Source organism: Arenibaculum pallidiluteum, assembly GCF_017355985.1.
GTDB classification, from domain to species: Bacteria; Pseudomonadota; Alphaproteobacteria; order Azospirillales; family Azospirillaceae; genus Arenibaculum; species Arenibaculum pallidiluteum.
The window spans coordinates 247,176-271,182 of record NZ_JAFIQU010000004.1 but is presented as its reverse complement, the minus strand read 5'-3'; the positions used below and the strand labels follow the sequence as shown (position 1 = coordinate 271,182).

Below are 24,007 nucleotides of genomic sequence, written 5' to 3'. Positions count from 1 at the left end.
CGGGCGGGCTCAGGAGGCGGGAGCCGGGAACTCGGCGCGCTCGGTCGCCTGACCCACCCCGAAACCCTGGGACTCCGCATAGCGCATCAGGACCCGGCGGCGGGCGCGATCCGCGCTGGGGGCCCATACCAGGAAGGTGCGCCAGGGCATGTAGGGACGAGCGGGGTCGCCGCTGCGCCGCCCCACAGGCACTTCCCACAGGGTATCGCCCATGGTTTTCCGCTCGTCCAGGACGACCAGGGGCGAGGCGCGCTGGCGCAGGGTCGCGATCGCGTGCTCGACTCCCGCGCATTCCTCGGTCAGCCGGTCCTCGCGCGCGGCCTCGTCCAGCCGCGTCTCGCGCAGGCGCAGGCTCTCTCGCGCGATTCCTCGCAGCATCCGGCTGAGCTGGGCGCATTGCTTGCGCGCGACTTCGATCTCCCTGGCGGTGGCCCGGATGGTCTTGACCACCATCAGGATCGCGACCGCCAGGGCGCCGGTCACAAGCACCAGCGAGAAGAGGATGACGGGATCCATGCTCAGGCGGCCGCCTTCGGGCCCCTGTCCGTCCCGGGCCGTTCGACCAGCATGGCCAGATGCCGCGGCGCCCGGTCCATGGCGGTGACGGCGAAGCCCAGGCTGTCCGGGAATGCTTTCTCGACGGCCTCGCGGGCCTCGTGCGGAGTGGACGCGAGCACCAGGACGGTCTGGGCCGCCGCCCAGGACCGGTCGAAGAAGAATGCCCCGCCTGGGCGCGGGGTGATGGCGTCGGGGTTCCGGTTTACGACCTTCCCCATCCAAACCTCCGCGCCGCGCCGGGGGGTCTCGACATCGATGATTCGGATCGCGGCCACGGTCGCGCCCTGCACGAGCACGCGCTCGTGCATGAGCTCGCGCCGGCGCTGCTCCATGCGATTGGCGAGCCCGGCCGCGGCGATCAACTCGCGCCGGCGCTGGGCGACCCGCTGGGCGAAGCCCTGCTGCATCTTCTGTATCGCGACCTTGCGGCGGCGCAGCCTGCGCAGCTCGGGGCCGAGGCCGAGCCAGCGCGGAAGCAGCACCGCCCCGAGCATGATCACGCCCACCGCGCACAGGGACAGGATGTAGCCGAGCATTTCCGCTTTAGCCAGGGGACCTAGTCCGATTGAGATAACGCAGACCGCCCGGTTCCGCCAGCGGTGCGTTCCGCCTGCGGCGCCTTCGGACCCGGCGGATGCATCCGCGATACGGCGTCCGCGATGCGCGTCGGCTCGGGTAGGCGATAGCGTCCAAGCATCCCAAGGATCAGTCGGACCGCGCTCTCCTGCGATACGCGATGGCCCGTCGAGACGAAAACCGGCGAGATCCCGTCCCGGGTGCGCAGCACCGTCCCGACGACCTCGTGCCGGTGGATCAGCGGCGACTGGTCGCCCCTGGTCGGACCCGGCGGAACGAAGCGCCCGCACAGCAGGCTCTTTCCGACGCCGATCGTGGGCAGCCCGGAAAGCACGCCCACATGGCTCGCGATGCCGAGCCGCCGTGGATGCGCGGTCCCGTGGCCGTCGACGACGACCAGATCCGGACGCTCTCCCAGCATGGCCAGGGAATCGAGCATGGCCGGCACCTCCCGGAAGGACAGCAGGCCCGGGACGTAAGGGAAGCGCGTGGGCTTGCAGACGAGTGCGCTGCGCAGCAGCGTCATGTCGGCCGCGTCCAGCAGCACCGCCGCAGCCCAGGTGACCGAGTTGTCCGCGGCGTAGTGCGCGTCCAGCGCAGCGACCCGGTGCACGGGCCCGAAGCGGTCGTCCCGCTCCACGAGGCCGCGCAGCCTTTCCTGGACCGCCCTAGCAGCCGCAGGATCGGTAGGCCAGAGCTCCGACGCCATGGGATCCAGCACCGGCGCGTCGTGATGCCCGTCCAGATCCATCCCCTCCCTCCCGATGGTCCCCCCGGGATCAAACATGGCGTGGCACGCGGCGTCACAGGCAATGGGTGCTGAGCTCGCGCGACGAAGGGCCTGGGGCGCTGTTCACCGCTATGGAAATTCGGTCCTGGCGGCGAACGGATGCCGCCGCGGCATCATCTTGCGGAACACGAAGGAGACGTTCATGAGCCCGTCCGACGAGCGCAGGGAGATGGAGGATAAGCCCGTGGGCGAGCGTCCGCAGGACGTCCGCTCGCGGCCCGAGGTCATCATGGAGCGCGACGCCAAGCACCTGGCGGACGAGGCCGAGTATGACACTGCCGGCATCGACGACGCAGACGGGACGGCGGACGAATCCACGCGGACCGGGTCGGCCGGCGGGCGACGGATCAAGGCGCAGACGCCGGACGGAAAGCCCTACGCCGACAGCCAGGATCCCGACGGCCGTTTCGACGGCGTCTCCAACACAGGCAGCGGCAGCCTCGACTGACGCGCCCGGCGAAGGCGGGGGGGCATTCCGTCACCCCGCGGGAGCCCGGCTTGACCAGGGGAGGGTCAATCTGCCACTCGTTGGCCGGACGGCGGCGCTGCGGCCCGCCTTGGGATTCCTGGGGTGCTTGGGCGTGCAGAGCGGGCGGGAAAGCTCGGGGATTAAGCCCATCCTGTCGGTCCGGCTGGCTGACGGAGAAAGGCTGCTGATCGCACGGCTCTCCAATGCCGGCGCATCGAGCCAGTCCAATCGCTTCGTACTCAGGCGTTCGGACCTTCGGCCGCCCTGGGAGCAGCCGGAGAAGGGCTATTTCGGCTATGCCGACGTGGCCCGCGCGCTGATCGCCAACGGCTGGCGGGCCGCGATCGTCGAGATCATGCCGACAGCCGACCCCGAGGAGAACCGCATCCGCCATCTCGGCCGCAGGAAACTGCATGCCTTTCTGGTCCAGGCGGCCATCGACCGGGAGAGAACGGACTGACGGCCGCTCCGCGCGGCCGCGCTATCAGGTTGCGGGGGGGCGTCCGTCCGCGTCCAGCCCGCACCCGCGTAGTGCGAAGGCGACGACCTCCTCGGTGATCGCGTCGTAGGCGGCTTCCGACAGATCGGCGACGCCCAGCACGGCATGGACCTGGACGGCGAAATCCGCCCAGGTCTGGGTCATCGCCCACAGCATGAAGAACAGAGCCCTTGGATCGACGCGCGCCATGCGGCCACCGCGGATCCAGCCTTCGATCACCTTGCCCTTCTGCTCGACGCGGCGGCGCAGGTCATCCGAGAGATAGGGTCCGATGAACAGCGCGCCGTGCAGCACTTCGTTCGCGAAGACGCGCGAGGCGTGCGGCCGCTCGCGGCTCCAGCGCATCTTGGCGCGGACGTAGCTGCCCAAGGCTTGGGCAGGATCCCCGTCGGGAACGAAGGCGTCGGCCTCGCCCAGCCAGGTTTCGAGGATGTCGGTCAGCACCGCGCGGTAGAGCGCCTCCTTGGTGCCGAAATAGTAGTGCAGGTTGGGCTTCGGCATGTGGGCGGCCGCGGCGATCTCCGACATGGAGGCGCCCTTGAAACCGCGCTCCGCGAAAACCCGCTCCGCAGCCTGAAGGATTGTCGCCTCGCTCCGCAGGCCCGAGGCCCGGCGTGCACGCCCACTGGCCGGTACCTCCGCCGATATAATGGTCATCTTGGATCCATTCTGCCGCTCCGGAAGGCAAAAATGGAACATATTGACCGTTCGGTCAAACACGCCGTACCGTTCTTTCCAAGAAGCGGCGGCCGCGCGAACGCGCCAGCCGCCTGAACCTTCCGGACAGGGAGCAGGTTCATGACAATGCAGTCCGATGTCGCCGCGGGGCGGCTGAGCCCGGACGAATACCGGCGCAACTTCGACCTGGACGCGACGCCGCCGCTCACCGGCCGTCAGGCCGTTATCGAGGCGAACCGCTGCTACTTCTGCTATGACGCCCCCTGCGTCGAGGCCTGTCCCACCGGCATCGACATCCCGGGCTTCATCCGCGGGATCGCGACGGGAAACGTGAAGGGTGCCGCCGTCACGATCCTGGAAGAGAACGTGATGGGCGGCATGTGCGCCCGCGTCTGTCCGACCGAAATCCTGTGCGAAGGCGCCTGCGTGCGCATGGCGCAGGAGGAGAAGCCGGTCGCGATCGGTCTGCTGCAGCGCTTCGCCACCGACGCGCTTTTCGAGGCTGGCGGGCAGCCCTTCGCGCGCCAGCCTTCCACCGGCCGCCGCGTCGCCGTGGTCGGCGCCGGGCCGGCCGGGCTCTCCTGCGCCCATCGTCTGGCCATGTTCGGTCATGAGGTCACGGTCTTCGAAGCGCGCCCGAAGGCCGGCGGGCTGAACGAGTACGGCATCGCCGCCTACAAGGCGGTCGGCGGCTTCGCCCAAGCCGAGGTGGACTTCATCCTGGCCCTCGGGGGCATTTCGATCGAGCACAAGGCGCTCGGCCGCGACGTCTCGCTGGGCGAGCTGCGCCGCGAGTACGACGCCGTGTTCCTTGGGCTTGGGCACAACGCGGTCAACGCGCTGAACGTCGCCGGCGAGGATCTCTCGGGCATCTTCGATGCCGTGGATTTCATCGCGCGGCTGCGCCAGGAGCCCGACAAGTCCAGGCTGCCCATCGGACGCAAGGTGGTTGTGATCGGCGGCGGGAACACCGCCATCGACGCCGCGACACAGGCCAGGCGCCTGGGCGCCGAGGACGTGACCATGGTCTACCGTCGCGGCCCTGAGACCATGAGCGCCACCTGGGCGGAGGTCGAGTGGGCGCAGACCAACGGCGTGAAGATCAAGCACTGGGCACAGCCGCGCCGGGCGATCGGGCACGGCGGGCGCGTGATGGAGATGGAGTTCGAGTACACGCGCCTCGACGACGGGGGGCGCCTCGTCGGCACGGGCGAGACCTTCACGATCCTGTGCGACCAGGTCTTCAAGGCCATTGGGCAGCGCTTCGTGCCGTCGCCCTTCGATGCTGCGGCGGGCGAGGTGCTGGAGCTGAGCAGGGAAGGGCGCATCCTCGTGAACGAGGACCGCGAGACCTCGCTCAAGGGCGTCTATGCCGGCGGGGACTGCGTCCCCGGCGCCGACCTGACGGTGAGCGCCGTCCAGGACGGCAAGCTCGCCGCCCACGCCATCGACCGCGCGCTCCGCGCCTGAGGGGACCAGCCATGGCCAGCATCGCCAGCAGCTTCATCGGCATCAAGTCGCCCAACCCGTTCTGGCTCGCCTCCGCTCCGCCGACCGACAAGGAGGTCAACGTCGTCCGCGCCTTCAGGGCGGGCTGGGGCGGGGTCGTCTGGAAGACGCTGGGCGAGGATCCGCCCATCGTCAACGTGTCCTCGCGCTACGGCGCCTACAGCTACCAGGGCGCCCGCGTCGCCGGGCTGAACAACATCGAGCTGATCACCGACCGCCCGCTGGAGGTGAACCTGCGCGAGATCACGGCGGTGAAGAAGCAGTTCCCCGACCGCGCGATGATCGTCTCGCTGATGGTCCCCTGCGAGGAGGAGAGCTGGAAGCGCATCCTGGGGCGCGTCGAGGAGACCGGCGCCGACGGGATCGAGCTGAACTTCGGCTGTCCCCACGGCATGTCGGAGCGTGGGATGGGATCCGCCGTCGGGCAGGTGCCCGAATACGTCGAGATGGTGACGCGCTGGTGCAAGCAGCACTCGCGCATGCCCGTCATCGTGAAGTTGACGCCGAACATCACCAACATCCTGGGCCCCGCGCGTGCCGCGAAGCGCGGCGGGGCCGACGCCGTGTCGCTGATCAACACGATCCAGTCCATCATGTCCGTCGATCTGGACCTGATGGCGCCGACGCCGACCGTCGACGGGAAGGGGACCCATGGCGGCTATTGCGGGCCGGCAGTGAAGCCGATCGCCATGCGCATGGTGGCCGAGATCGCGCGCGATCCCGAATGTGCCGGCATGGCGATCTCGGGGATCGGCGGCGTCTCCACCTGGCGCGACGCGGCCGAATTCATGGCGCTGGGCGCGGGTACCGTCCAGGTCTGCACGGCCGCCATGACGCACGGCTTCAGGATCGTGGAGGACATGGCGGACGGGCTCGCGAACTGGATGGAGGAGAAGGGCCACGCGACGCTGCGTAGCTTCCAGGGCGCTGCGATCCCGAACTTCGTCCACTGGGAGGACCTGAACCTCAACTACAAGATCATCGCCGAGATCGACCAGGACCTCTGCATCAAGTGCGGCAAGTGCCACATCGTCTGCGAGGATACCTCGCACCAGGCGATCGGGGCGCTGCGGGTCGAGGGGCAGCGCCGCTACGAGGTGATCGACGCCGAGTGCGTGGGCTGCAATCTGTGCATGCATGTCTGTCCCGTCGACGGCTGCATCACCATGGTCGAGCACAAGACCGGGCTCCCGCCGATCACCTGGAAGGAGCACCCCAACAACCCGATGCGGCGGCCGCTGGAGGCCACCCCGGCCGAGTGACGCGCGGCGCCGTGCCTGTAAAATAGGCACGGCGCCGCTTCCGCTTCGGGTGGCGCGCCGCCGGTGACCGACGCTCCGCGCGCCGGCGGGCTGGCACCCGTCTTGCAGAAGCAGGCAGGAATCAGGGATGAGCCATGAACAACCTTAGAATCGATGCCCAGCGCCTCTGGGACACCCTGATGGAGACCGCCGAGATCGGCGGCACGCCAAAGGGCGGCATCTGCCGGCTGACGCTGACGGACCTCGACCGCCAGGTCCGCGACTGGTTCAAGGCCGCGGCCGAGGCGGCCGGCTGCACCGTGACGGTCGACGACATGGGCAACATGTTCGCGCGGCGGCCCGGCCGGGATCCCGGCCTTCCCCCCATCGCCATGGGAAGCCACCTGGATACCCAGCCGACCGGCGGGAAGTTCGACGGCATCCTGGGCGTCCTTTCGGGGCTGGAGGTGCTGCGCACGCTGAACGACGCGGGATACGAGACGCACGCCCCGCTCGAGGTCGTGAACTGGACCAATGAGGAGGGGTCGCGCTTCGCCCCGGCGATGCTGTGCTCGGGTGTCTTCGCCGGCGCCTTCACCCGGGAGTTCGCCGACAGCCGGACCGACCGCGAGGGCAAGCGCTTCGGCGACGAGCTCGACCGCATCGGGTACCGCGGGACGGAGCGCTGCGGCGACCACAGGCTCTCGGCGATGTTCGAGCTGCATATCGAGCAGGGGCCGATCCTCGAGGACGAGGGGAAGGAGGTCGGCGTCGTCACGGGCGTGCAGGGAATGCGCTGGTACGAGGTGACGGTCACCGGCTTCGAGAGCCATGCCGGCTCGACGCCCATGCATCTGCGGCGCGATGCGCTGCTGGCGGCGGCACGCATGGTGCAGGCGATCAACACGATCGGACACGACCATGCGCCGCAGGCCGTCACCACGGTCGGTCTGATGGAGTGCCGGCCGAACTCGCGCAACATCATCCCGGGCGAGGTCTTCTTCTCCATCGACCTGCGCCATCCCGACGACGCCGTCCTGGCGCGCATGGATGGCGAGGTGAAGGAGGCGATCGCGGCGATTGCCCGCGAATCCGGGGTGGAGGCGCGCGTCGAGGACATCTGGGACTCGCCCGCGGTGCGCTTCGATGCCGAATGCGTCGCCGCGGTCCGCGAGGCCGCCGCGGCCCAGGGCTTCTCGCATCGCGACATCGTCTCGGGCCCCGGACACGATGCCGCCTATGTGGCGCGCGTCGCGCCGACGGCCATGATCTTCGTTCCCTGCGAGAAGGGCATCAGCCACAACGAGGTCGAGAAGATCGAGTTCGACCAAGCCTCAGCCGGAGCCAACGTCCTACTCCAGGCCGTGCTATCCTACGACCGCACCCTTCAGGAACGCGCGCGATGAGCATTGCCCATGCGACCAGGACCGCCGCGGCGACGGCGGCCGCGGAGGCGCGGCCGCCGGTCGTCGAGGCGCGGCGCCTGACGCTGGTCTACCAGACGCCCGATGCGCCGGTGACGGCGCTGAGCGACATCGACCTGACGATCCGCAAGGGCGACTTCGTATCGCTGATCGGACCTTCGGGCTGCGGCAAGACCACCCTGATGCGGGTGATTGCCGATCTCGAGAGGCCGACCGGCGGCACGGTGACCGTGAACGGCGGCACGCCCGAGCAGGCCCGGCTCGACCGCTCCTACGGCTACGTGTTCCAGGCTCCGGCGCTGTACCCGTGGCGCTCGATCGAGCGCAACGTCATGCTGCCGCTCGAGATCATGGGCATGTCCAAGGCCGAGCGGCAGGCCAGGGCCAAGCGGTACCTGGATCTCGTGGGGCTCAGCGGCTTCGCGCGGAAGTTCCCATGGCAGCTCTCGGGCGGCATGCAGCAGCGCGCCTCCATCGCGCGCGCCATGAGCTTCGAGCCCGAGCTGCTGCTGATGGACGAGCCCTTCGGGGCCCTGGACGAGATCACGCGGGACAAGCTGAACCTTCACCTGCTGCGCCTATGGGCCCAGACGGGGCTGACGGTCGTCTTCGTCACGCATTCGATCCCCGAGGCCGTGTTCCTGTCCTCGCGGGTCGTGGTGATGTCGCCGCGGCCCGGCCGGATCGTCGAGGTGATCGACAGCGACCTGCCCCGCGACCGCGATCTCGAGGCCCGCGAGACGCCGGCCTTCCTGGAGATCGCCCATCGGGTGCGCATGGCGCTCCGCGAGGGACACAGCTATGACTGAGCGCCGCCGCGGAGGCCGCCCGTGACGGCGGCGGCGATTCCGGCCGCGACGCGGCGCGCCGTGCCGCGCTGGCTTGCGGAGGGTAGGGCGCTTCCCGTGGCGGCGGTGCTCGCCGTGCTCCTGGTGGTCTGGTACGCGGCCTCGGTCTGGCTGAACGAGCCCCAGTCGCGCGAGCAGCTCGACCGGGCCGGAGCGCCCTGGACGGCGGCGGATCTGGTCGCCCATGCCTGGTCCATGGAGCGGCCGGTCCTTCCCGCGCCGCACCAGATCGGCGTCGAGCTCTATGAGAGCGTCCTGAACCGGCCGATCGATTCCCGGCGCAGCCTCGTCTACCACGCGCAGGTGACACTCTCGGCGACCCTGGCCGGCTTCGCCATCGGCGTCGCGCTGGGCATCCTGCTTGCGATCGGCATCGTCCATCTGCGCACGCTGGACAGATCCCTGATGCCCTGGATCATCGCCTCGCAGACCATCCCGATCCTGGCGATCGCGCCCATGGTGGTGGTGGTGCTCGGCAATCTCGGCTTCACGGGGCTCCTGCCCAAGGCCGTGATCTCGGGCTATCTCAGCTTCTTCCCGGTCACCATCGGCATGGTGAAGGGGCTGCGCTCTCCCGATCCGCTGCAGCTCGATCTGATGCGCACCTACAGTGCGGATCGTGCCCAGGTCTTCGCGAAGCTGCGCTGGCCTGCCGCCGTGGGCTTTCTGTTCCCGAGCCTCAAGGTCGCCATCGCCCTGGCGCTGGTCGGGGCCATCGTGGCGGAGCTTCCGACCGGCGCCCAGGCGGGGCTCGGCGCAAGGCTGCTCACGGGCTCCTATTACGGCCAGACCGTGCAGATCTGGGCCGCGCTGCTCATGGCGTCCTTCCTGGCGATGCTGGTGGTCGGCGCGGTCGGCCTCGCCGAGCGCGCGGCGGTCCGGCTGCGGGGAGGCCGGCTGTGAGCGCGGAGGGCACGAAGGCTCTGGGCGCGAAGCTATCGGGCCCGGGGCGAGCGCTGGATTCCCTGCCGGCCGCGCTGGGCCTCTTCGCGCTCTCGGTCCTGGCCGGGCTGCTGACGGTCGCCCGCATCGCAGCCGAGGGGATGGGCGCCTCCTCCGTGGCTCCGCTGCTGATCACGTTGATCGCCGGCACCAGCGCGCTGGTACGCCTCGCGGCGCGGGACGGATGGCCCGGCCGCATCGCGACGCCCCTTCTGTTCGGACTCCTGCTCCTCTGGGCCTGGGAGGTGGTCGTGACGGCCTTCCAGGTGCCGCGCGTGCTGCTGCCGGCGCCCTCCGCCATCGCGGACGCGCTCGGCCGCTCCTGGCCGACGCTGGCGGCCGATTTCCGGCAGACCTTCGTGCGCTCGGTGATCCCGGGATATGCGATGGGCTGCGGCGCGGGCTTCCTTGTGGCCATCGCCATCGACCGTTCGCCCTTCCTCCAGCGCGGGCTGCTGCCGCTGGGCAGCCTCGTCAGCGCCATGCCCATCGTCGGCATCGCGCCCATTATGGTGATGTGGTTCGGCTTCGACTGGCAGTCGAAGGCGGCCGTTGTCGTCGTGATGACCTTCTTCCCGATGCTGGTGAACACGCTGGCGGGGCTTGCCGCGGCGGGGTCCATGGAGCGCGACCTGATGCGCTCCTACGCGGCGGGGTATCTCCAGACGCTGGCGCGGCTGCGCCTGCCCAACGCGCTGCCGTTCATCTTCAACGCGCTGAAGCTGAACTCGACGCTGGCGCTGATCGGCGCCATCGTGGCCGAGTTCTTCGGTACGCCCATCGTCGGCATGGGCTTCAGAATATCCACCGAGGTCGCCCGCATGAACGTGGACGTGGTCTGGGCCACGATCGCCGTGGCCGCATTGGCCGGGTCCGCGTCCTACGGGCTGATCGCGCTGGTCGAGCGGGGGACGACGTTCTGGCATCCCTCGTTCCGAAAATGACGCCAGAAACGGGACAGGCTCTGCATCGAGGAGACCGGAATCATGAGGAAGCTGGCTGTGATCGCCGCGCTTGCGGCAGGGCTGACGGGCGCTGGCGCGGCCCAGGCCCAGGACAAGCTGACGCTGCAGTTGAAATGGGTCACCCAGGCCCAGTTCATGGGCTACTACGTCGCCCAGGCCAAGGGCTTCTACAAGGAAGCCGGGCTCGACGTGACCATCAAGCCGGGCGGGCCCGACATCAACCCGTCCCAGGTGATCGCGGGCGGCGGAGCGGATGTGGTCGTGGACTGGATGCCTTCGGCGCTGGCAACGCGCGAGAAGGGCGTCCCGCTCGTGAACATCGCACAGCCCTTCGAGCGTTCGGGGATGATGCTGACCTGCCGGAAGGACAGCGGCATCACCAAGCCCGAGGAGTTCAAGGGCAAGACGCTGGGCGTCTGGTTCGCGGGCAACGAGTATCCGTTCCTGTCCTGGATGAGCAAGCTGGGCTTCTCGACCGCGGGCGCCAGCCCCGACGTGAAGGTCCTGAAGCAGGGATTCAACGTCGACCCGATCCTGCAGAAGCAGGCCCAGTGCATCTCGACCATGACCTATAACGAGTACTGGCAGGTCATCGACGCCGGGCTTAAGCCCGAGGACCTGCTGGTCTTCAAGTACGAGGACCAGGGCGTGGCGACGCTCGAGGACGGGCTCTACGTCCTCGAGAACGCGCTGAAGGACCCGAAGACGGTCGACAAGCTCGCCCGCTTCGTGAAGGCCTCCATGAAGGGGTGGGACTACTCGGTCAAGAACCCCAAGGAGGCTGCCGGGATCGTGCTCGACAACGACGCGACCGGTGCGCAGACCGAGAAGCATCAGACCCGCATGGCCTCGGAGATCGCCAAGCTGGTCGGCAGCGATCTGAAGACGCTCGGCAAGCTGGATCCCGCGGCCTTCCAGCGCACCGTCGACGTGCTGATGGCCGGAAAGTCGGACCCGGTGATCACCAAGAAGCCCGAGGGCGCCTGGACGCACGACGTCTGGAGCAAGGCCATGGGCATGTAGGGCCGGCGGTTCGCCAGGAGGGATCCGGGCAAAGGAAGAGGGCGGGGCCTTGCGGCCCCGCCCTTTGCATTTCCTGGGATTCCCGGGCGCGGCGCCGCCGCGCGCATTTCACGGCGTGAAGGCGGCTGCGACCTCGCGGTCGACGCCCGCCGGCCTGGTCTGCTCGTTCCGGACCTCCAGCGCCTTGAAGGCCGGGGACCAGCAGGGACGCTCCACATAGCGTCCGGCGCCTCGCTCGGTGCGCAGGTCGCCGTCCTTCCAGACGAGCTTTCCGCGGCTGACCGTGTGCGAGGCCTTCCCTCTCACCTCCATGCCCTCGTAGATGTTGAAGTCGACGTTCTGATGATGCGTCTTGGCCGAGATCGTCCGATGCCCCTCTGGGTCCCAGACCACGAGATCGGCGTCGGCGCCCACCTGGACGGTGCCCTTGCGCGGGTAGATGTTGAAGATCTGCGCGCAGTTGGCAGAGGTGATGCGCACGAACTCGCTGGGCGTCAGCCGGCCCGAATTCACGCCGTGATGCCACAGGATCGACATGCGGTCCTCGATCCCGCCCGTGCCGTTGGGGATCTTGGTGAAGTTGTCCCTGCCGGCGGCCTTCTGCGGCGCGCAGAAGCAGCAATGGTCCGTCGCCGTCGTCTGCAGCGCGCCCGAGACCAGACCGGCCCAGAGCGCGTCCTGGTGATGCCTGGCCCGGAAAGGCGGGCTCATCACATAGGCGGCGGCGGTCTGCCAGTCGGGATTCCGGTAGACGCTCTCGTCGATCACCAGATGCTGCGCCAGCACCTCGCCGTAGACGCGATGCCCGCCGGCGCGCGCCCGTGCGATCGCCTGGGTCGCCTGCTCGGTCGAGACGTGGACGACATAGACCGGCGCGCCGAGCACGTTGGCGATCGAGATGGCGCGCTGCGCCGCTTCGCCTTCGACCTCGGGCGGGCGGGAGAGGGCGTGCCCCTCGGGCCCGGTGATGCCCATCTCGAGCATCTTGCGCTGTAGATGGAAGACGGCCTCGCCGTTCTCCGCATGGACCGTGCACAGGGCGCCGAGCTCCAGCGCGCGGCCGAAGCTGTTCAGCAGGACTCCGTCATCCACCATGATGGCGCCCTTGTACGCCATGAAGTGCTTGAAGGAGTTCACGCCGTGCTCGCGCGTGAGTACGCCCATCTCCTCGGCGACCTTGTCGGACCACCAGGTCACGGCCACGTGGAAGCTGTAGTCAGCCGCCGCCTTCTCGGCCCAGCCGCGCCAGGTTCCGTAGGCTTCCAGCAGGGACTGCTGCGGGTTGGGAATCACGAAGTCGATGATCATGGTGGTGCCGCCGGCGATCCCCGCGGAGGTCCCCGTGAAGAAGTCCTCGCTGGCGGTCGTGCCCATGAAGGGCAGCTCCATATGCGTGTGCGGGTCTATGCCGCCGGGCATCACGTACTGGCCCCCGGCATCGACGATCTCGGCGCCCGAAGGCGCGTCGAGCCCGTCGCCGACCGCGACGATGCGGCCTTCGCGGCACAGGACGTCCGCCCGGAAGCTCTGATCAGCGGTCACCACCGTGCCGCCGCGGACAAGAACCGACATGATCTGCCTCTCCCGATTTTCTCCCTGTTGCGGGAAAGCGTAACGCGCGGAAATGAAGGCCGACAAGCGCGCGTTTGACCTATCGGTCAGCTTTCCCGCCGGCCGGTCATGCCGGTCCCGGCAGCCCTGCCGTGAGCGGGACGAAAGCAACGGCGCCGAGCGTCCGGTCGGCCCACGAATCCGGGCCGGTGCGCGTCAGCACGCGCAGCTCCTGGGCCCCGTGGGCGGGGCCCACCGGAAGGACCAGCCGGCCGCCGACGGCGAGCTGGCTCCTCCAGGCCGCCGGGATCTCCTGCGCGGCGGCGGCGCACAGGATGGCATCGAAGGGCGCCTCCTCGGGCCAGCCCAGCATGCCGTCGCCGGCGCGCACATGGACGTTGAGGATCCCCAGCCGCGCCAGCCGCTCGCGGGCGGCCTCGGCCAGCGGCGGGTGCCGCTCGACCGAGAAGACCTCCCGGGCGAGGCGCGCCATCACCGCCGCGGCGTAGCCGGAGCCGGTGCCGATGTCGAGAACCCGGCCGAGCGGCGGGCCCGCCGTCTCGGCCATCAGCGCGACGATGTAGGGCTGGGAGATCGTCTGGCCGCATCCGATCGGCAGCGGTCCGTCGGCATAGGCCTCATGGCGCAGGGCGGGGGGAACGAACTCCTCGCGCGGGATGGCGCCCATCGCAGCGAGCACCGCGGGATTGCCGATGCCGCGCGCCGCGAGCTGGCGTTCCACCATCCGGGCACGCTCCGCCGCCGCATCATCAGCCATGGGCCCCTCCTCAGCGCGGGTAGGGCACGACCTCCTGGTCGATGGCCCCGAACAGATCGTTGCCGTGGTTGTCGATCATCTGGATCCGGACCCGGTCGCCGTGCCGCAGGAACGGCGTCCGCGGCCTGCCTTCGGCGATGGTTTCCAGCATGCGCTTCTCCGCGATGCAGGCCGAGCCCTTGCTGCGGTCCAGGTTCGAGACCGTCCCCGACCCGATGATCGTGCCTGCGCCCAGGTGCCGCGTGCGGGCGGCATGGGCGATCAGCGTCGGAAAATCGAAGGTCATGTCGGCGCCGGCGTTGGGCTCTCCAAAGAGCTCGCCGTTGATCCAGCTCCTAAGCGGCAGTCGGATCTTGCCGCCGTCCCAGACGTCGCCCAGCCCGTCGGGGTCCGAGCAGACCGGCGAAAAGGCGGTGGCCGGCTTGCTCTGGAAGAAGCCGAAGCCCTTGGCGAGCTCGGCCGGTATGAGGTTGCGCAGCGAGACGTCGTTGACCAGCATCACCAGTCTGATGTGGCGGCGCGCCTCCTCGGGTGTCACGCCCATGGGGACGTCGTCTGTGATCACGGCAACTTCCGCCTCGAGATCGCAGCCCCAAGACTCGTCCGCGAGCTCGATGGGATCGCAGGGGCCCAGGAACCTGTCGGACCCGCCCTGGTACATCAGCGGGTCCGTCCAGAACTCCGGCGGCATCTTGGCGCCGCGCGCCTTGCGCACGAGCTCCACGTGATTGACGTAGGCCGAGCCGTCCGCCCATTGGAATGCGCGGGGCAGGGGCGCCGCGCAGGCCCTGGGGTCGAAGGGGAAGGCGACGTCGTCGATGGCGCCCTGGTTCAGCGCGTGGAAGGCGTCCTTCAGCGGCGCGTGGCAGTGCTGCCAGCGGTCGAGCGCCGCCTGGAGCGTCGGGGCGATCTCGGGAACCCTGATGGCCTTCCGCAGGTCGTAGCTCACCACCACGAGCGTCCCGTCGCGCCCGCCTTCCTTCAGCGATGCCAGCCTCACGAATCCCCCTTTCTGTCCCCGCCTTCGCTTGCGGGGTTGAACAGCCGAGCCGGACGGAGATCGCGGGCGGCGCCGGGCCGCCCGCGCAGCTTCCCGGCGTCAGTCGGCGCGCAGCACGCCGCGCTTGATCTGGTCGCGCTCGATGGATTCGAACAGCGCCCGGAAGTTGCCCTCGCCGAATCCCTCGTCGCCCTTGCGCTGGATGATCTCGAAGAAGATCGGTCCGATGACCGTCTTGGTGAAGATCTGGAGCAGCAGCCCTCCGCCCGGGGCGCCGTCCACCAGAAGCGCGTTCCGCTTCAGGCGGGCCACGTCCTCGCCGTGGGCGGGAAGCCGCTCCTCCAGCATCTCGTAGTAGGTGTCAGGCGGGCTGTCCATGAACTCGTTGGCGTTCGCGCGCAGCCATTCGACGGTTCCGTAGGCATCATGCGTCGCAAGCGCCACGTGCTGGATGCCCTCGCCCTTGTAAGCGCGCAGGTATTCCTCGATCTGGTCGACGCGGCCCTCGGGCGCGGCGGACTCGTTGATCGGGATCCGGATCTTGCCGCAGGGGCTGGTCATCGCCTTGGACTTCAGGCCGGTCAGCTTGCCCTCGATGTCGAAGTAGCGGATCTCGCGGAAGTTGAAGAGACGGGTGTAGAAATCCGACCACACGTCCATGTTGCCCTTGTAGACGTTGTGGGTCAGGTGATCGATCGTCTTCAGTCCGGCGCCCTCCGGCGAGCGCTCGACCCCCGGCAGGAACTCGAAATCGACGTCGTAGATGCTGCCCCGCGGGCCGTAGCGGTCGACGAGATAGAGCAGGCTGCCGCCGATACCCTTGATCGAGGGGATGTTCAGCTCCATGGGACCAGCCGTGGTCGGGCCGGCCTCGGCGCCGAGGGACAGGGCGCGCCGGTAGGCATGGGCGGCATCCTTCACCCGGAACGCCATGGCACAGGCGCTGGGGCCGTGCTCGCGGGCAAAGGCCTGGGCGAAGCTGTCGGGCTCCGCATTGATGATGAAGTTCACGTCGCCCTGGCGGTAGAGCGTGACGTCCTTCGAGCGGTGCCTGGCCACGGCCTTGAAGCCGAGCCGCTCGAACAGGGCGCCGAGCATGGCGGGGTCGGGCGCGGCGTATTCCACGAACTCGAACCCGTCGGTGCCCATGGGGTTGATGCTGTCGCGCGCAGTCGCATCGGTCATGATCGTTCCCCCGTGCCGGCCATCGCCGGAATGGTTTGTCATTGAAACGATTCTAGCGCCGGAAGGCTGCACGGTCCTGGCGACCGGTGCGCTGGCAGCGGCATCGGACGCACGGTAATGTCGCCCTGCGCCAATTTGGCGCACGGAGCATGCATGCACTATGGTCCAGCTCGACTCCTACGACATCCGCCTGCTGTCCGCCCTGCAGGAGGAGGCGCGCCTGTCGAACGTCGCCCTGTCCGAGCGGGTCCATCTCTCGGCCTCGCAGGTCCACCGGCGCCTGCGCCGCCTGGAGGAAGAGGGCGTCATCGCGCAATACCGCGCCCAGCTCGACCCGGACCTGATCGGGCTGGGCGTGCTCGCCTTCACCAGCGTCTCGCTGGAGCGCCACGGCGAAAGCCCGGCGCAGGCCTTCGCCCAGGCGGTCGCGCGCCTTCCCGAGGTGCTCGAATGCTTCTCGGTGACGGGCGAGGCCGACTACGTCCTGCGCATCGTGGCGCGCGACCTGAAGGCCTTCTCCGAGTTCCTGATGCACGCGGTCATGCCCATCCCGGGGGTACGCAGCGTGCGCTCCAACATCGTGCTGGAGACCGTCAAGCAGACGACGGTCCTGCCGCTCGGCCAGGCCGAGGTCCGGTAGGGCGGACGCGCAAAAGATGAGGGGCGGGCCGTTGTCGGCCCGCCCCTTTCAGGTCGAATGCGCTCGATGGTTTCCCCGGATCCCTCAGGCCCGCTCGGCCACCGGCTCCGCGGCGGGACGCCGGACCGGGCGCAGGCGGCGTGCCAGCGCGCCGAGGCGCAGGCCTTCGGGGAACAGGTCGCCGGCGGCGAAGAAGGCGGCCAGGGCGTTCGGAAGCGCCATCAGCATCAGCAGCGCCGACCACAGCTCGAGCTCGAGCGTCTCGGTCTTGTTGATGAGCTGCGCGGTCGCGGCGGCCACCACCAGCACCACCGTCAGGGCCAGCTCCGGGCCACCGGCAAAGCGGCCGGCCGCCTTCTTCTTGCCGTTGCCCTTGGCGGTGACCTTGAAGGGCTCGTGCTTCGTGAAGAGGCCCTTCAGGATCGCACGGCCGACGGTCATGCTCAGGCTCATGCCGATCAGCGCGGTGCCCAGCGTGTCGCGCCAGCCATGGCCCGAGGCCCAGCGAGTCAGCGCCATGCTCGACGCGGCGCGCAGGATGATCGCGGCGAGCGCCACGGCGGTCACCTCGACCGGCGGCAGGTGCAGCGGCAGGATGGTCGCGGCGAAGGTCCAGACTATCGCCATGAAGGCCGCCACGAGGCCGATCGCGTCGGCCCACCACCGCGCCCAGCCCGCGGCGAACTGCAGCTTCTGGGCGGGGTTCAGGCCGGGCACGCCGGGCAGCATCCGCTTGGCGTGCGCCTTCATGATCTGGACCGAGCCGTAGGCCCAGCGATGGCGCTGCTGGCGGAAGTCCTTGTAGCTGTCCGGCGCGCAGCCCGCGCCCAGGCGTTCGTTGGTGTAGTGGATCGACCAGCCGGATTCGAGCAGCTTCAGGCCGAGCTCGGTGTCCTCGACGATGCACCACTCGCTCCAGCCGCCGGCCTGCTCCAGGGCGGCGCGGCGGACCATGATCATGGTGCCGTGGCAGATCAGCGCGTCGTCCTCGTTGCGCTCGATCATGCCGCTGTCGAAGAAGGCGCGGTACTCGGCCGACATCAGGCGCTTGGGCGTCGATTCGGCGCCGTCGCGGTGCTCCTGCGGGGCCTGGACGATGCCGACGCGCGGGTCTGCGGCGAAGACGGGCGCCAAGCGGTCCAGCCAGTCCGGGTGCACCGCGTAGTCGGCATCCAGCACCGCCACCACCTCGGCGTCGGGAGCCGTCAGGCGCAGCGCCTGGTTCAGCGCGCCCGCCTTGAAGCCGGTGCAGGTGAAGTCGGCGAAGACGAAGCGACGCTGGCCGAGGCGGGCGTTCAGCTCCTCGCAATGGGCTTGGACGGGCGTCACCAGCGACTTGTCGGCGGTGTTGTTGATCGCGACGACCGCCTCCCAGTCCGGGTAGTTCAGGGCCGCCAGCGCGTCGAGCGTCTGCTTCATCATCGCAGGGTTCTCGTTCCGCGCGGCAATGTGCACGGAGACCTTCGGGCGGCGGATCTCCGGGGCCGGCGAGACGCCGTTCGGCAGCAGGCGCCGGGCCGGCCGGCCGAGCAGCGTCAGCGCGGCCTCGTCGATATCGGCGAAGGCGAGGATCGCCAGCAGCGTTCCCATCAGGGCGCCGCCGGTCCACATCACGATCGAGCCGAGGGTCACGTACTCGGTGCCGGCCTGGATCGCGGCCAGCGCGGCGGAGGCGCCGATCAGGTGCAGGGTCGTGGTCGAGACCAGGGTCTGGGCGAGCGTGGCGCGGCCGCGGCGCAGCCGGCCCGCGACCGCCACGGCCGACAGCACCAGGCCGCCAATCACGGCGAGCAGGCCCGCCCGCTTCTCCAGCGGCGTCGCCTCGACCATGCCGGCCAGCGGGAACTTGGGCTGGCGGTCGGCATCCATCATGCCCCAGGCCGTGCCCACGCCGCCTTCAAGCGCGACCTTCCAGGGCTGGTCGAAGGCCTCGATCACGTTGTAGGCGACGCCGTTGGCGTTCGCGTAGGCCGCGAACTCGCGGATGATCCGCGCCTGCATCTCCTGCGAGGGGAAGGCGCCGAAGTAGTTCTCGCCGGCTGAGGGCCAGCCCACCTCGCCGACCCAGATCGCCTTGCCGGGATAGCGGGCGCGGACCCGCTCGATCTTGTCGATGGCGTAGCCAAGCGCGTTGTCCGAGCCCCGGCCTTCCCAGAAAGGCAGGGTGTGGATGCCGACGAAGTCGGAGGCCGCGACCGTGCGCGGCGCGTTCAGCATGGCGTGCCAAGTGTCGGCCGTGCCGACCTTGATGTGGGGGGGCACCTCGCGGCGCACGCGCTCGACGAGGCGCGCAAGCTGCGCATCGGTCATCTCGCCGCGCAGCAGCGTCTCGTTGCCGACCACGACGCGCACGATGCCGGGCACGGTGCGGGCGAGGCGGATCGCCGTCGCGACCTCGTTCTCGGTGCGCTTGGTCTCGCCGTCGACCCAGACACCGAGGCTGACCTTCAGGCCGGCACGCGCCGCGAGGCGCGGCATGGCGTCCATCCCTTCCTGGACGGTGTAGGTCCGGATTCCGTCAGCGACGGAGGCGATGGCGGAAAGGTCGCGCTGGATGTGCGCGCGGTCGACGAACTTCTCCTCCTCGGGATCGAAGTCCCGGCCCGAGGGGCTGTAGGAGAGAGATTGCAGGCGGCCGGGCTCTGCGTCGATCGCGACCGGCTGGTTGCGGGCCGTCCAGAATGCGCCATGGACGGCGGTCGCGGCGGCCAGTACGGCGGCGAGGGCAAGGGCCCGGGCGGTCGTCGGCTTCGACATTTTGCTGCGGTTCCTGTGGCGGCCCGTGTGGAAGGCTGTGGCCGCCGATGGGAAGACCGGACCGGGATTGGTCCGGTTGCCTCAGCGGTGGTTCTAGCCGCCCCCAACAGGCGTCGCCGTGAGCGTCGTCACACCCGATGCGTGTCTTCAGTCTTACCGCCCCGGACCTATACCTTTTTTCCATTCAGGCGGTGCCAGATGCCGCGCGAACGAGGGTGATCCGGCGCGAGATACCCCGATCCCTCGGGCTGCGGCGGGATGCCGCGGCGGTGGCCACGATTCCGGGCACTGTCCTGCAGCCCGCGTCCCGGCGTGCACCACGTCCTCATGGTTGCAGGCCGGATGCGGCTCAGATGCAGCGGCCACCGTCCACCTCGAGGCAGACGCCCGTCAGGAATTCCGCCTCATCCGAGCACAGGAAGAGCGCGGCATTGGCGATGTCCTGCGGGCGCGAGAGCCGGCCGAGCGGGATGGTGCTCTGGAACTGGCGGCGCTTCTCGGGCGTGTCCTCGCCCATGAACAGGTGCAGCATCCCGGTCTCGCCGGCGACCGGATTCAGCGCCACCACCCGGATCTTCTCGGGCGCCAGCTCGACCGCCATGGACTTGGTCAGCACGATGGCTGCGCCCTTCGAGCCGTTGTACCAGGTAAGCCCCGGCCGGGGACGCACGCCCGCCGTCGAGGCGACGTTGCAGATCACGCCGCCGCCGCGGGCGCGGAACCGCGGCACCGCGTGCCGGGCGCCGAGATAGATCGACTTCACGTTCACGGCGAAGACGCGGTCGAAGACCTCCTCCGGCACATCCAGCATCGGGCCGTTCCTGTGCGTGTAGCCTGCGTTGTTCACCAGGATGTCCAAGCCGCCGAAAGCGCGCTCGGCCGCATCGACCATGCCCGCGACGTCGGCGTCGAGGCTGACATCGGCGCGCACGAAGTGGGCGGCGTCGCCGAGATCGGCCGCCACGCGGCGGCCAGAATCCTCGTTGATGTCGGCGACCACGACCCGCGCACCCTCCGCCACGAAGCGGCGCGCTATCCCCTCGCCGAAGCCGGAACCGGCGCCGGTGACGATCGCGACCTTGTCCTTGAGCCTCATGCTATCCTCCCGATATTCGCTTCGTTCAGCCGTGGCGGAGCGCCACGGTCTTCGTGGTGGAGAAGCCCAGCAGCGCCTCGAAGCCCTTCTCGCGGCCGTGGCCGCTGGCCTTCACGCCGCCGAAGGGCAGCTCGACGCCGCCGGCGGCGCCATAGTTGTTGATGAAGACCTGGCCTGCCTTCAGGCGACGTGCAAGGCGGAACTGCCGGCCACCGTCGCGCGTCCAGATTCCCGCGACGAGCCCGTAGGGGGTGCCGTTCGCGACCTCCAGCGCATGCTCCTCGTCGCGCACCCTGATCGCCGAGAGGACCGGCCCGAAGACTTCCTCCTGCGCCAGGGGGTGGTCGGGCGGCACGTCGCCGATGAGCGTCGGCCGGACGTAATGGCCTTCCGAGGGCACGTCCGCCTCGATCGTTCCTTCGGCGAGGATCGGAAGGCCGTCCTTGCGGGCCAGAGCCAGGAAGCGCTCGACCCGCTCGCGCTGCCCGGCATTGACCACCGGCCCCAGATCGAGGTCGCGGCTCGCGGGCCCGGCCCGCAGCGCGCGGAACCGTTCGGCGACGCGGGCCAGGAAGGTATCGTAGATGGCATCCTCGACCAGGAGGCGGCTGCCTGCCGAGCAGGTCTGCCCCGCGTTCTGGATCACCGCGTTGACCACGAAGGGCAGGGCGGCATCGAGGTCGGCATCGGCGAAGACGAGTTGGGGCGACTTGCCGCCGAGCTCGAGGGTAACGGGAATGGTGTTGAGGGCCGCCGCCGCCTGGATCAGGCGCCCGACCTCCACCGATCCCGTGAACGACAGATGGTTGACCCCGGGATGCCGCGCCAGGGCGGCGCCTGCCTCCTCGCCGAGGCCGGTGACGACGTTCAGCGCGCCTGGCGGAAGGCCGGCCTCGATGGCCAGGCGCGCGACCATCAGCGCCGAGAGCGAGGCGTCCTCGGCCGGCTTCAGGACGCAGGCATTTCCCATGGCCAACGCCGCGGCGACGCTGCGACCGAGGATCTGCAGCGGGTAGTTCCACGGGATGATGTGCCCCGTGACGCCATGCGGCTCGCGCAGCGTCAGGACGGTGTAGCCGTCTAGGAACGGGATCGTATCGCCCATCACCTTGTCGGCGGCGCCGCCATAGAACTCGAAGTAGCGGGCGCAGGCGATCACGTCGGCGCGCGCCTGGCGGAGGGGCTTGCCGACATCCGCCGCCTCGATCCGCGTCAGCGCGTCCTGGTGCTCCAGGATCAGGGCACCGATTCGGGTGAGGATCCGGCCGCGCTCGAAGGCGGGCAGGGCGCCCCAGGCGCCCGATAGCGCGGCTTCGGCGGCCGTGACGGCCCTGTCGACATCCGCGGCGGTGCCGCGCGCGAGGCGTGCGATCACGGTGCCGTCGCTGGGATCGATGGTCGGAATGGTTTCGGCGGCGTGTTCCCACTCGCCGCCGATCAGCAGCCCGTGTTCGGTCATGGCGGTCCTTCCCCGGCGTTTTGCCGCCACTGTGCGGGCACGCCGGGGGAAGGGTCAACCGCCTGGGCGCGCTACTCTGCCGCCCGCGCCGGTATCCGGATTGCGCGCTCCGCCTCGAACATGTAGTCGCGGGTGAGCGGCAGGGCGTGCTGCCGCTTGGCGATCTGGATCTGGAAGATCATCAGGCCCATGTGCCGGAACCCGTACTCGCAGGACAGCAGGTAGAGCTCCCACATCCGGCAGAACCGCTCGTCGTAGAGAGAGCGGATCCGGTCGCGGTTGGCCAGGAAGCGCTCGTGCCAGTGGCGGAGCGTCTCGGCGTAGTGAAGGCGCAGCACCTCGATGTCCGTGACCAGCAGTCTGGCGCGTTCGATGGCCGGCAGCACCTCGGACAGGGAGGGAACGTCGGCCCCTGGGAAGATGTACTTCCGGATAAAGGGATTGATCGGGCTCGGCTCGTCGAAGCGGCCGACGGAGTGGATCACCGCGACCCCGTCGTCGTCGAGCAGGTCGCGCAGCTTCGTGAAGAACTCACCGTAGTGCCGTTTGCCGACATGCTCGAACATGCCGACGGAAACCACGCGGTCGAACCGGCGGTCGATATCCCTGTAGTCCTGAAGCGCGAAGCGCACCCGGCCGTCGAGGCCATGCTCGCGCGCCCGCTGGGTGCTGACGCGGTGCTGCTCCTTGCTCAGCGTCACGCCCGTCACGTCGCAGCCTACCTGCTCGGCCAGATGCAGGCCGAGCCCGCCCCAGCCCGACCCGATGTCGAGCACCGACAGGTCGGGCCGGTCGAGCAGGAGCTTCGCTGCGATGTGCCGCTTCTTCGCCTCCTGGGCCTCGTCGAGCGTCATGTCGGGACGCGCGAAATAGGCGCAGGAATACTGCATGTCCGCATCGAGGAAGAGGCGGTAGAGCGCTTCCGAGAGGTCGTAGTGGTGGGCGACGTTGCGCCGTGCGCGATGCCGCGGATTGTACTGTGCGAGCTTCTTGCCGTGGCCGACCAGGCGCGCGCCGAACCTTGCGAGCCAGTGCCGCTCGAGATGTTCGTAGTTGCGCGTGAAGACCTCGATCGTGTCGCGGAGCGTCCCCTTCTCCACGTCGAGCCGTCCGTCCATGTAGGCTTCGGCCAGGGCGACGGAAGGATTCAGCGGCGCTTTCCAGAAGAGCCAGGGATCCTTGATGCGGATCGTCACCTGGGGGCCCGTTTCCGAGCCGTAGCGCGACGTTTGACCTTGGACGTCGACGACTTCGATGGAGCCGTCTCTAATCGACGAACGGAACAAGTCATCGAGAAGCATGACGCACCTTTCCCCATGAGGCGGACACGCTGGAAGCGGCTTTGGCTTCCCTGCCGGAAGTGTCGGCAAAGCTCCGTCATGGTGCAAGTGCGTAATGCCACCTCTGCGCGCATGGCAGGGGTCGGCTACGCGGCCCTCGTGCGAGGTGCCCGCAACTTCTATTGCGTAGCACCCCGCACGGACGCGTGCTCTCAGCGGTAGTAATTCGTCGAAGCCTGCGTGCTCGCCACTTCCTGTTCACGCACGCCATAGGCGAAGTATGCCGCCGCCGCGGTGATGGCGAGATGCAGCCAGACGTCGTGCCCGTAGATCGGCACGAGGCCGAAGGTCGTATTCAGGCCGGGCACCAAGCCCGCGATCGTCAGCAGCCCGTAGATCCACGTGACAGCCTTGGCGTAGCCGCGGGCGGACCCGATGCTGCGATAGGCTGCGATGCCCCAGATGCCGAACAGGAGATGCACGAGGCTGTGCAGCACGTTCACGGGGAACAGGCCGAGAAGCCGCCCTGACAGGGCCGTCACGGCCAGCGGAACGGGTTCGAGCGGCGCCAGGAGGCCCGGAACGAAGCCGGCAACCCCCACCACCGCAAAAATAATGCCCATGACGAGGGCGAAGTATCGAGTTTTCACGGACTTCCTCCATATCGCTGCTTGCCGTCGCAACAGGGCGGTCCTGCGCGAGTTCCGGTCCCTGTTCGACCGGCCGTGCGTCTGGCCAA

General features: G+C 69.1%; 23 protein-coding genes. 10 read left to right on the top strand and 13 right to left on the bottom strand.

Translation table 11 applies throughout. The annotated features are described in order from the left end of the window. Window positions 1-9: 9 nt before the first annotated feature. From JUB13_RS11270 to nfi, 3 genes are read right to left on the bottom strand one after another with little or no spacing between them, the layout of a single operon-like run. Window positions 10-516, bottom strand: a complete 507-nt coding sequence (locus JUB13_RS11270; protein ID WP_207478897.1) for a hypothetical protein — start codon at window positions 514-516, stop codon at window positions 10-12. A 2-nt stretch (window positions 517-518) separates the two neighbouring features. Then, the gene (locus JUB13_RS11265) at window positions 519-1,094 is read right to left on the bottom strand and encodes a hypothetical protein (RefSeq protein ID WP_207478896.1); all 576 of its coding nucleotides are present in this window, start codon (window positions 1,092-1,094) and stop codon (window positions 519-521) included. Window positions 1,095-1,114: 20 nt separating this feature from the next. Next, complete coding sequence (gene nfi, locus JUB13_RS11260; protein ID WP_207478895.1) at window positions 1,115-1,885, bottom strand: deoxyribonuclease V; 771 nt, start codon at window positions 1,883-1,885, stop codon at window positions 1,115-1,117. A 181-nt stretch (window positions 1,886-2,066) separates the two neighbouring features. On the opposite strand from nfi, the gene JUB13_RS11255 reads away from it, so the two are divergent. Further along, entirely contained in the window at window positions 2,067-2,372 is a 306-nt protein-coding gene (locus tag JUB13_RS11255) for a hypothetical protein (protein ID WP_207478894.1), read from the top strand. A gap of 133 nt (window positions 2,373-2,505) precedes the next feature. Continuing rightward, entirely contained in the window at window positions 2,506-2,853 is a 348-nt protein-coding gene (locus tag JUB13_RS11250) for a hypothetical protein (RefSeq protein WP_207479039.1), read from the top strand. A gap of 24 nt (window positions 2,854-2,877) precedes the next feature. Here the strand turns inward: JUB13_RS11250 and JUB13_RS11245 are convergent, their stop codons facing one another. Further along, window positions 2,878-3,549 carry a TetR/AcrR family transcriptional regulator gene (locus JUB13_RS11245; RefSeq protein ID WP_207478893.1) on the bottom strand — a complete coding sequence of 224 codons (672 nt, stop codon included), beginning with the start codon at window positions 3,547-3,549 and terminating at the stop codon, window positions 2,878-2,880. 141 nt (window positions 3,550-3,690) lie between these two features. Here JUB13_RS11245 and JUB13_RS11240 point away from each other — a divergent pair, with 141 nt between their 5' ends. The 7 genes from JUB13_RS11240 (at window position 3,691) to JUB13_RS11210 (ending at window position 11,522) form a co-directional block, all read left to right on the top strand. Next, window positions 3,691-5,040: an NAD(P)-dependent oxidoreductase gene (locus tag JUB13_RS11240; protein ID WP_456237110.1), complete on the top strand. Its 1,350-nt coding sequence runs from the start codon at window positions 3,691-3,693 to the stop codon at window positions 5,038-5,040. Window positions 5,041-5,051: 11 nt separating this feature from the next. Continuing rightward, entirely contained in the window at window positions 5,052-6,341 is a 1,290-nt protein-coding gene (gene preA, locus JUB13_RS11235; protein WP_207478892.1) for an NAD-dependent dihydropyrimidine dehydrogenase subunit PreA, read from the top strand. A 134-nt stretch (window positions 6,342-6,475) separates the two neighbouring features. Next, window positions 6,476-7,726: a Zn-dependent hydrolase gene (locus tag JUB13_RS11230; RefSeq protein ID WP_207478891.1), complete on the top strand. Its 1,251-nt coding sequence runs from the start codon at window positions 6,476-6,478 to the stop codon at window positions 7,724-7,726. Continuing rightward, complete coding sequence (locus tag JUB13_RS11225; RefSeq protein ID WP_207478890.1) at window positions 7,723-8,553, top strand: ABC transporter ATP-binding protein; 831 nt, start codon at window positions 7,723-7,725, stop codon at window positions 8,551-8,553. The genes JUB13_RS11230 and JUB13_RS11225 overlap by 4 nt, the downstream gene beginning before the upstream one ends. Before the next feature lie 21 nt (window positions 8,554-8,574). Next, a complete protein-coding gene (locus JUB13_RS11220) occupies window positions 8,575-9,495 on the top strand; it encodes an ABC transporter permease (RefSeq protein WP_328702919.1) in 921 nt (306 codons plus the stop codon). Continuing rightward, complete coding sequence (locus JUB13_RS11215; RefSeq protein ID WP_328702918.1) at window positions 9,492-10,478, top strand: ABC transporter permease; 987 nt, start codon at window positions 9,492-9,494, stop codon at window positions 10,476-10,478. The genes JUB13_RS11220 and JUB13_RS11215 overlap by 4 nt, the downstream gene beginning before the upstream one ends. A 42-nt stretch (window positions 10,479-10,520) precedes the next feature. Then, entirely contained in the window at window positions 10,521-11,522 is a 1,002-nt protein-coding gene (locus JUB13_RS11210) for an ABC transporter substrate-binding protein (RefSeq protein WP_207478889.1), read from the top strand. 108 nt (window positions 11,523-11,630) lie between these two features. Here the strand turns inward: JUB13_RS11210 and hydA are convergent, their stop codons facing one another. The 4 genes from hydA to hppD form a co-directional block, all read right to left on the bottom strand. Continuing rightward, entirely contained in the window at window positions 11,631-13,094 is a 1,464-nt protein-coding gene (hydA, locus tag JUB13_RS11205; RefSeq protein ID WP_207478888.1) for a dihydropyrimidinase, read from the bottom strand. 106 nt (window positions 13,095-13,200) lie between these two features. Beyond that, entirely contained in the window at window positions 13,201-13,851 is a 651-nt protein-coding gene (locus JUB13_RS11200) for a protein-L-isoaspartate(D-aspartate) O-methyltransferase (protein WP_207478887.1), read from the bottom strand. 10 nt (window positions 13,852-13,861) lie between these two features. Then, a complete protein-coding gene (locus JUB13_RS11195) occupies window positions 13,862-14,851 on the bottom strand; it encodes a fumarylacetoacetate hydrolase family protein (RefSeq protein ID WP_207478886.1) in 990 nt (329 codons plus the stop codon). A gap of 99 nt (window positions 14,852-14,950) precedes the next feature. Then, complete coding sequence (hppD, locus tag JUB13_RS11190) at window positions 14,951-16,036, bottom strand: 4-hydroxyphenylpyruvate dioxygenase (RefSeq protein ID WP_207478885.1); 1,086 nt, start codon at window positions 16,034-16,036, stop codon at window positions 14,951-14,953. A 160-nt stretch (window positions 16,037-16,196) separates the two neighbouring features. Here hppD and JUB13_RS11185 point away from each other — a divergent pair, with 160 nt between their 5' ends. Further along, complete coding sequence (locus JUB13_RS11185; protein ID WP_207478884.1) at window positions 16,197-16,676, top strand: Lrp/AsnC family transcriptional regulator; 480 nt, start codon at window positions 16,197-16,199, stop codon at window positions 16,674-16,676. An 84-nt stretch (window positions 16,677-16,760) separates the two neighbouring features. On the opposite strand, the gene JUB13_RS11180 is transcribed toward JUB13_RS11185, so the two are convergent. The 5 genes from JUB13_RS11180 to JUB13_RS11160 form a co-directional block, all read right to left on the bottom strand. After that, window positions 16,761-19,433 (bottom strand): glycosyltransferase, encoded by a 2,673-nt coding sequence (locus JUB13_RS11180; RefSeq protein ID WP_207478883.1) that lies wholly within the window; start codon window positions 19,431-19,433, stop codon window positions 16,761-16,763. Window positions 19,434-19,782: 349 nt separating this feature from the next. Beyond that, a complete protein-coding gene (locus tag JUB13_RS11175) occupies window positions 19,783-20,529 on the bottom strand; it encodes an SDR family oxidoreductase (protein WP_207478882.1) in 747 nt (248 codons plus the stop codon). A gap of 25 nt (window positions 20,530-20,554) precedes the next feature. Then, complete coding sequence (locus JUB13_RS11170; RefSeq protein ID WP_207478881.1) at window positions 20,555-21,988, bottom strand: aldehyde dehydrogenase family protein; 1,434 nt, start codon at window positions 21,986-21,988, stop codon at window positions 20,555-20,557. Between the two features lie 71 nt (window positions 21,989-22,059). Beyond that, complete coding sequence (locus JUB13_RS11165; RefSeq protein WP_207478880.1) at window positions 22,060-23,289, bottom strand: SAM-dependent methyltransferase; 1,230 nt, start codon at window positions 23,287-23,289, stop codon at window positions 22,060-22,062. A 191-nt stretch (window positions 23,290-23,480) separates the two neighbouring features. Then, window positions 23,481-23,918, bottom strand: a complete 438-nt coding sequence (locus JUB13_RS11160; RefSeq protein WP_328702917.1) for a DUF4383 domain-containing protein — start codon at window positions 23,916-23,918, stop codon at window positions 23,481-23,483. Between the last annotated feature and the right edge of the window lie 89 nt (window positions 23,919-24,007).

Excerpts from the sequence above, each read along its gene's own strand:
- JUB13_RS11270 (WP_207478897.1), bottom strand. The coding sequence starts at position 516 with ATGGATCCCGTCATCCTCTTCTCGCTGGTGCTTGTGACCGGCGCCCTG.
- JUB13_RS11265 (WP_207478896.1), bottom strand. The coding sequence starts at position 1,094 with ATGCTCGGCTACATCCTGTCCCTGTGCGCGGTGGGCGTGATCATGCTC.
- nfi (WP_207478895.1), bottom strand. The coding sequence starts at position 1,885 with ATGGATCTGGACGGGCATCACGACGCGCCGGTGCTGGATCCCATGGCG.
- JUB13_RS11255 (WP_207478894.1), top strand. The coding sequence starts at position 2,067 with ATGAGCCCGTCCGACGAGCGCAGGGAGATGGAGGATAAGCCCGTGGGC.
- JUB13_RS11245 (WP_207478893.1), bottom strand. The coding sequence starts at position 3,549 with ATGACCATTATATCGGCGGAGGTACCGGCCAGTGGGCGTGCACGCCGG.
- JUB13_RS11240 (WP_456237110.1), top strand. The coding sequence starts at position 3,691 with ATGACAATGCAGTCCGATGTCGCCGCGGGGCGGCTGAGCCCGGACGAA.
- preA (WP_207478892.1), top strand. The coding sequence starts at position 5,052 with ATGGCCAGCATCGCCAGCAGCTTCATCGGCATCAAGTCGCCCAACCCG.
- JUB13_RS11230 (WP_207478891.1), top strand. The coding sequence starts at position 6,476 with ATGAACAACCTTAGAATCGATGCCCAGCGCCTCTGGGACACCCTGATG.
- JUB13_RS11225 (WP_207478890.1), top strand. The coding sequence starts at position 7,723 with ATGAGCATTGCCCATGCGACCAGGACCGCCGCGGCGACGGCGGCCGCG.
- JUB13_RS11210 (WP_207478889.1), top strand. The coding sequence starts at position 10,521 with ATGAGGAAGCTGGCTGTGATCGCCGCGCTTGCGGCAGGGCTGACGGGC.
- hydA (WP_207478888.1), bottom strand. The coding sequence starts at position 13,094 with ATGTCGGTTCTTGTCCGCGGCGGCACGGTGGTGACCGCTGATCAGAGC.
- JUB13_RS11200 (WP_207478887.1), bottom strand. The coding sequence starts at position 13,851 with ATGGCTGATGATGCGGCGGCGGAGCGTGCCCGGATGGTGGAACGCCAG.
- hppD (WP_207478885.1), bottom strand. The coding sequence starts at position 16,036 with ATGACCGATGCGACTGCGCGCGACAGCATCAACCCCATGGGCACCGAC.
- JUB13_RS11185 (WP_207478884.1), top strand. The coding sequence starts at position 16,197 with ATGGTCCAGCTCGACTCCTACGACATCCGCCTGCTGTCCGCCCTGCAG.
- JUB13_RS11180 (WP_207478883.1), bottom strand. The coding sequence starts at position 19,433 with ATGTCGAAGCCGACGACCGCCCGGGCCCTTGCCCTCGCCGCCGTACTG.
- JUB13_RS11175 (WP_207478882.1), bottom strand. The coding sequence starts at position 20,529 with ATGAGGCTCAAGGACAAGGTCGCGATCGTCACCGGCGCCGGTTCCGGC.
- JUB13_RS11170 (WP_207478881.1), bottom strand. The coding sequence starts at position 21,988 with ATGACCGAACACGGGCTGCTGATCGGCGGCGAGTGGGAACACGCCGCC.
- JUB13_RS11165 (WP_207478880.1), bottom strand. The coding sequence starts at position 23,289 with ATGCTTCTCGATGACTTGTTCCGTTCGTCGATTAGAGACGGCTCCATC.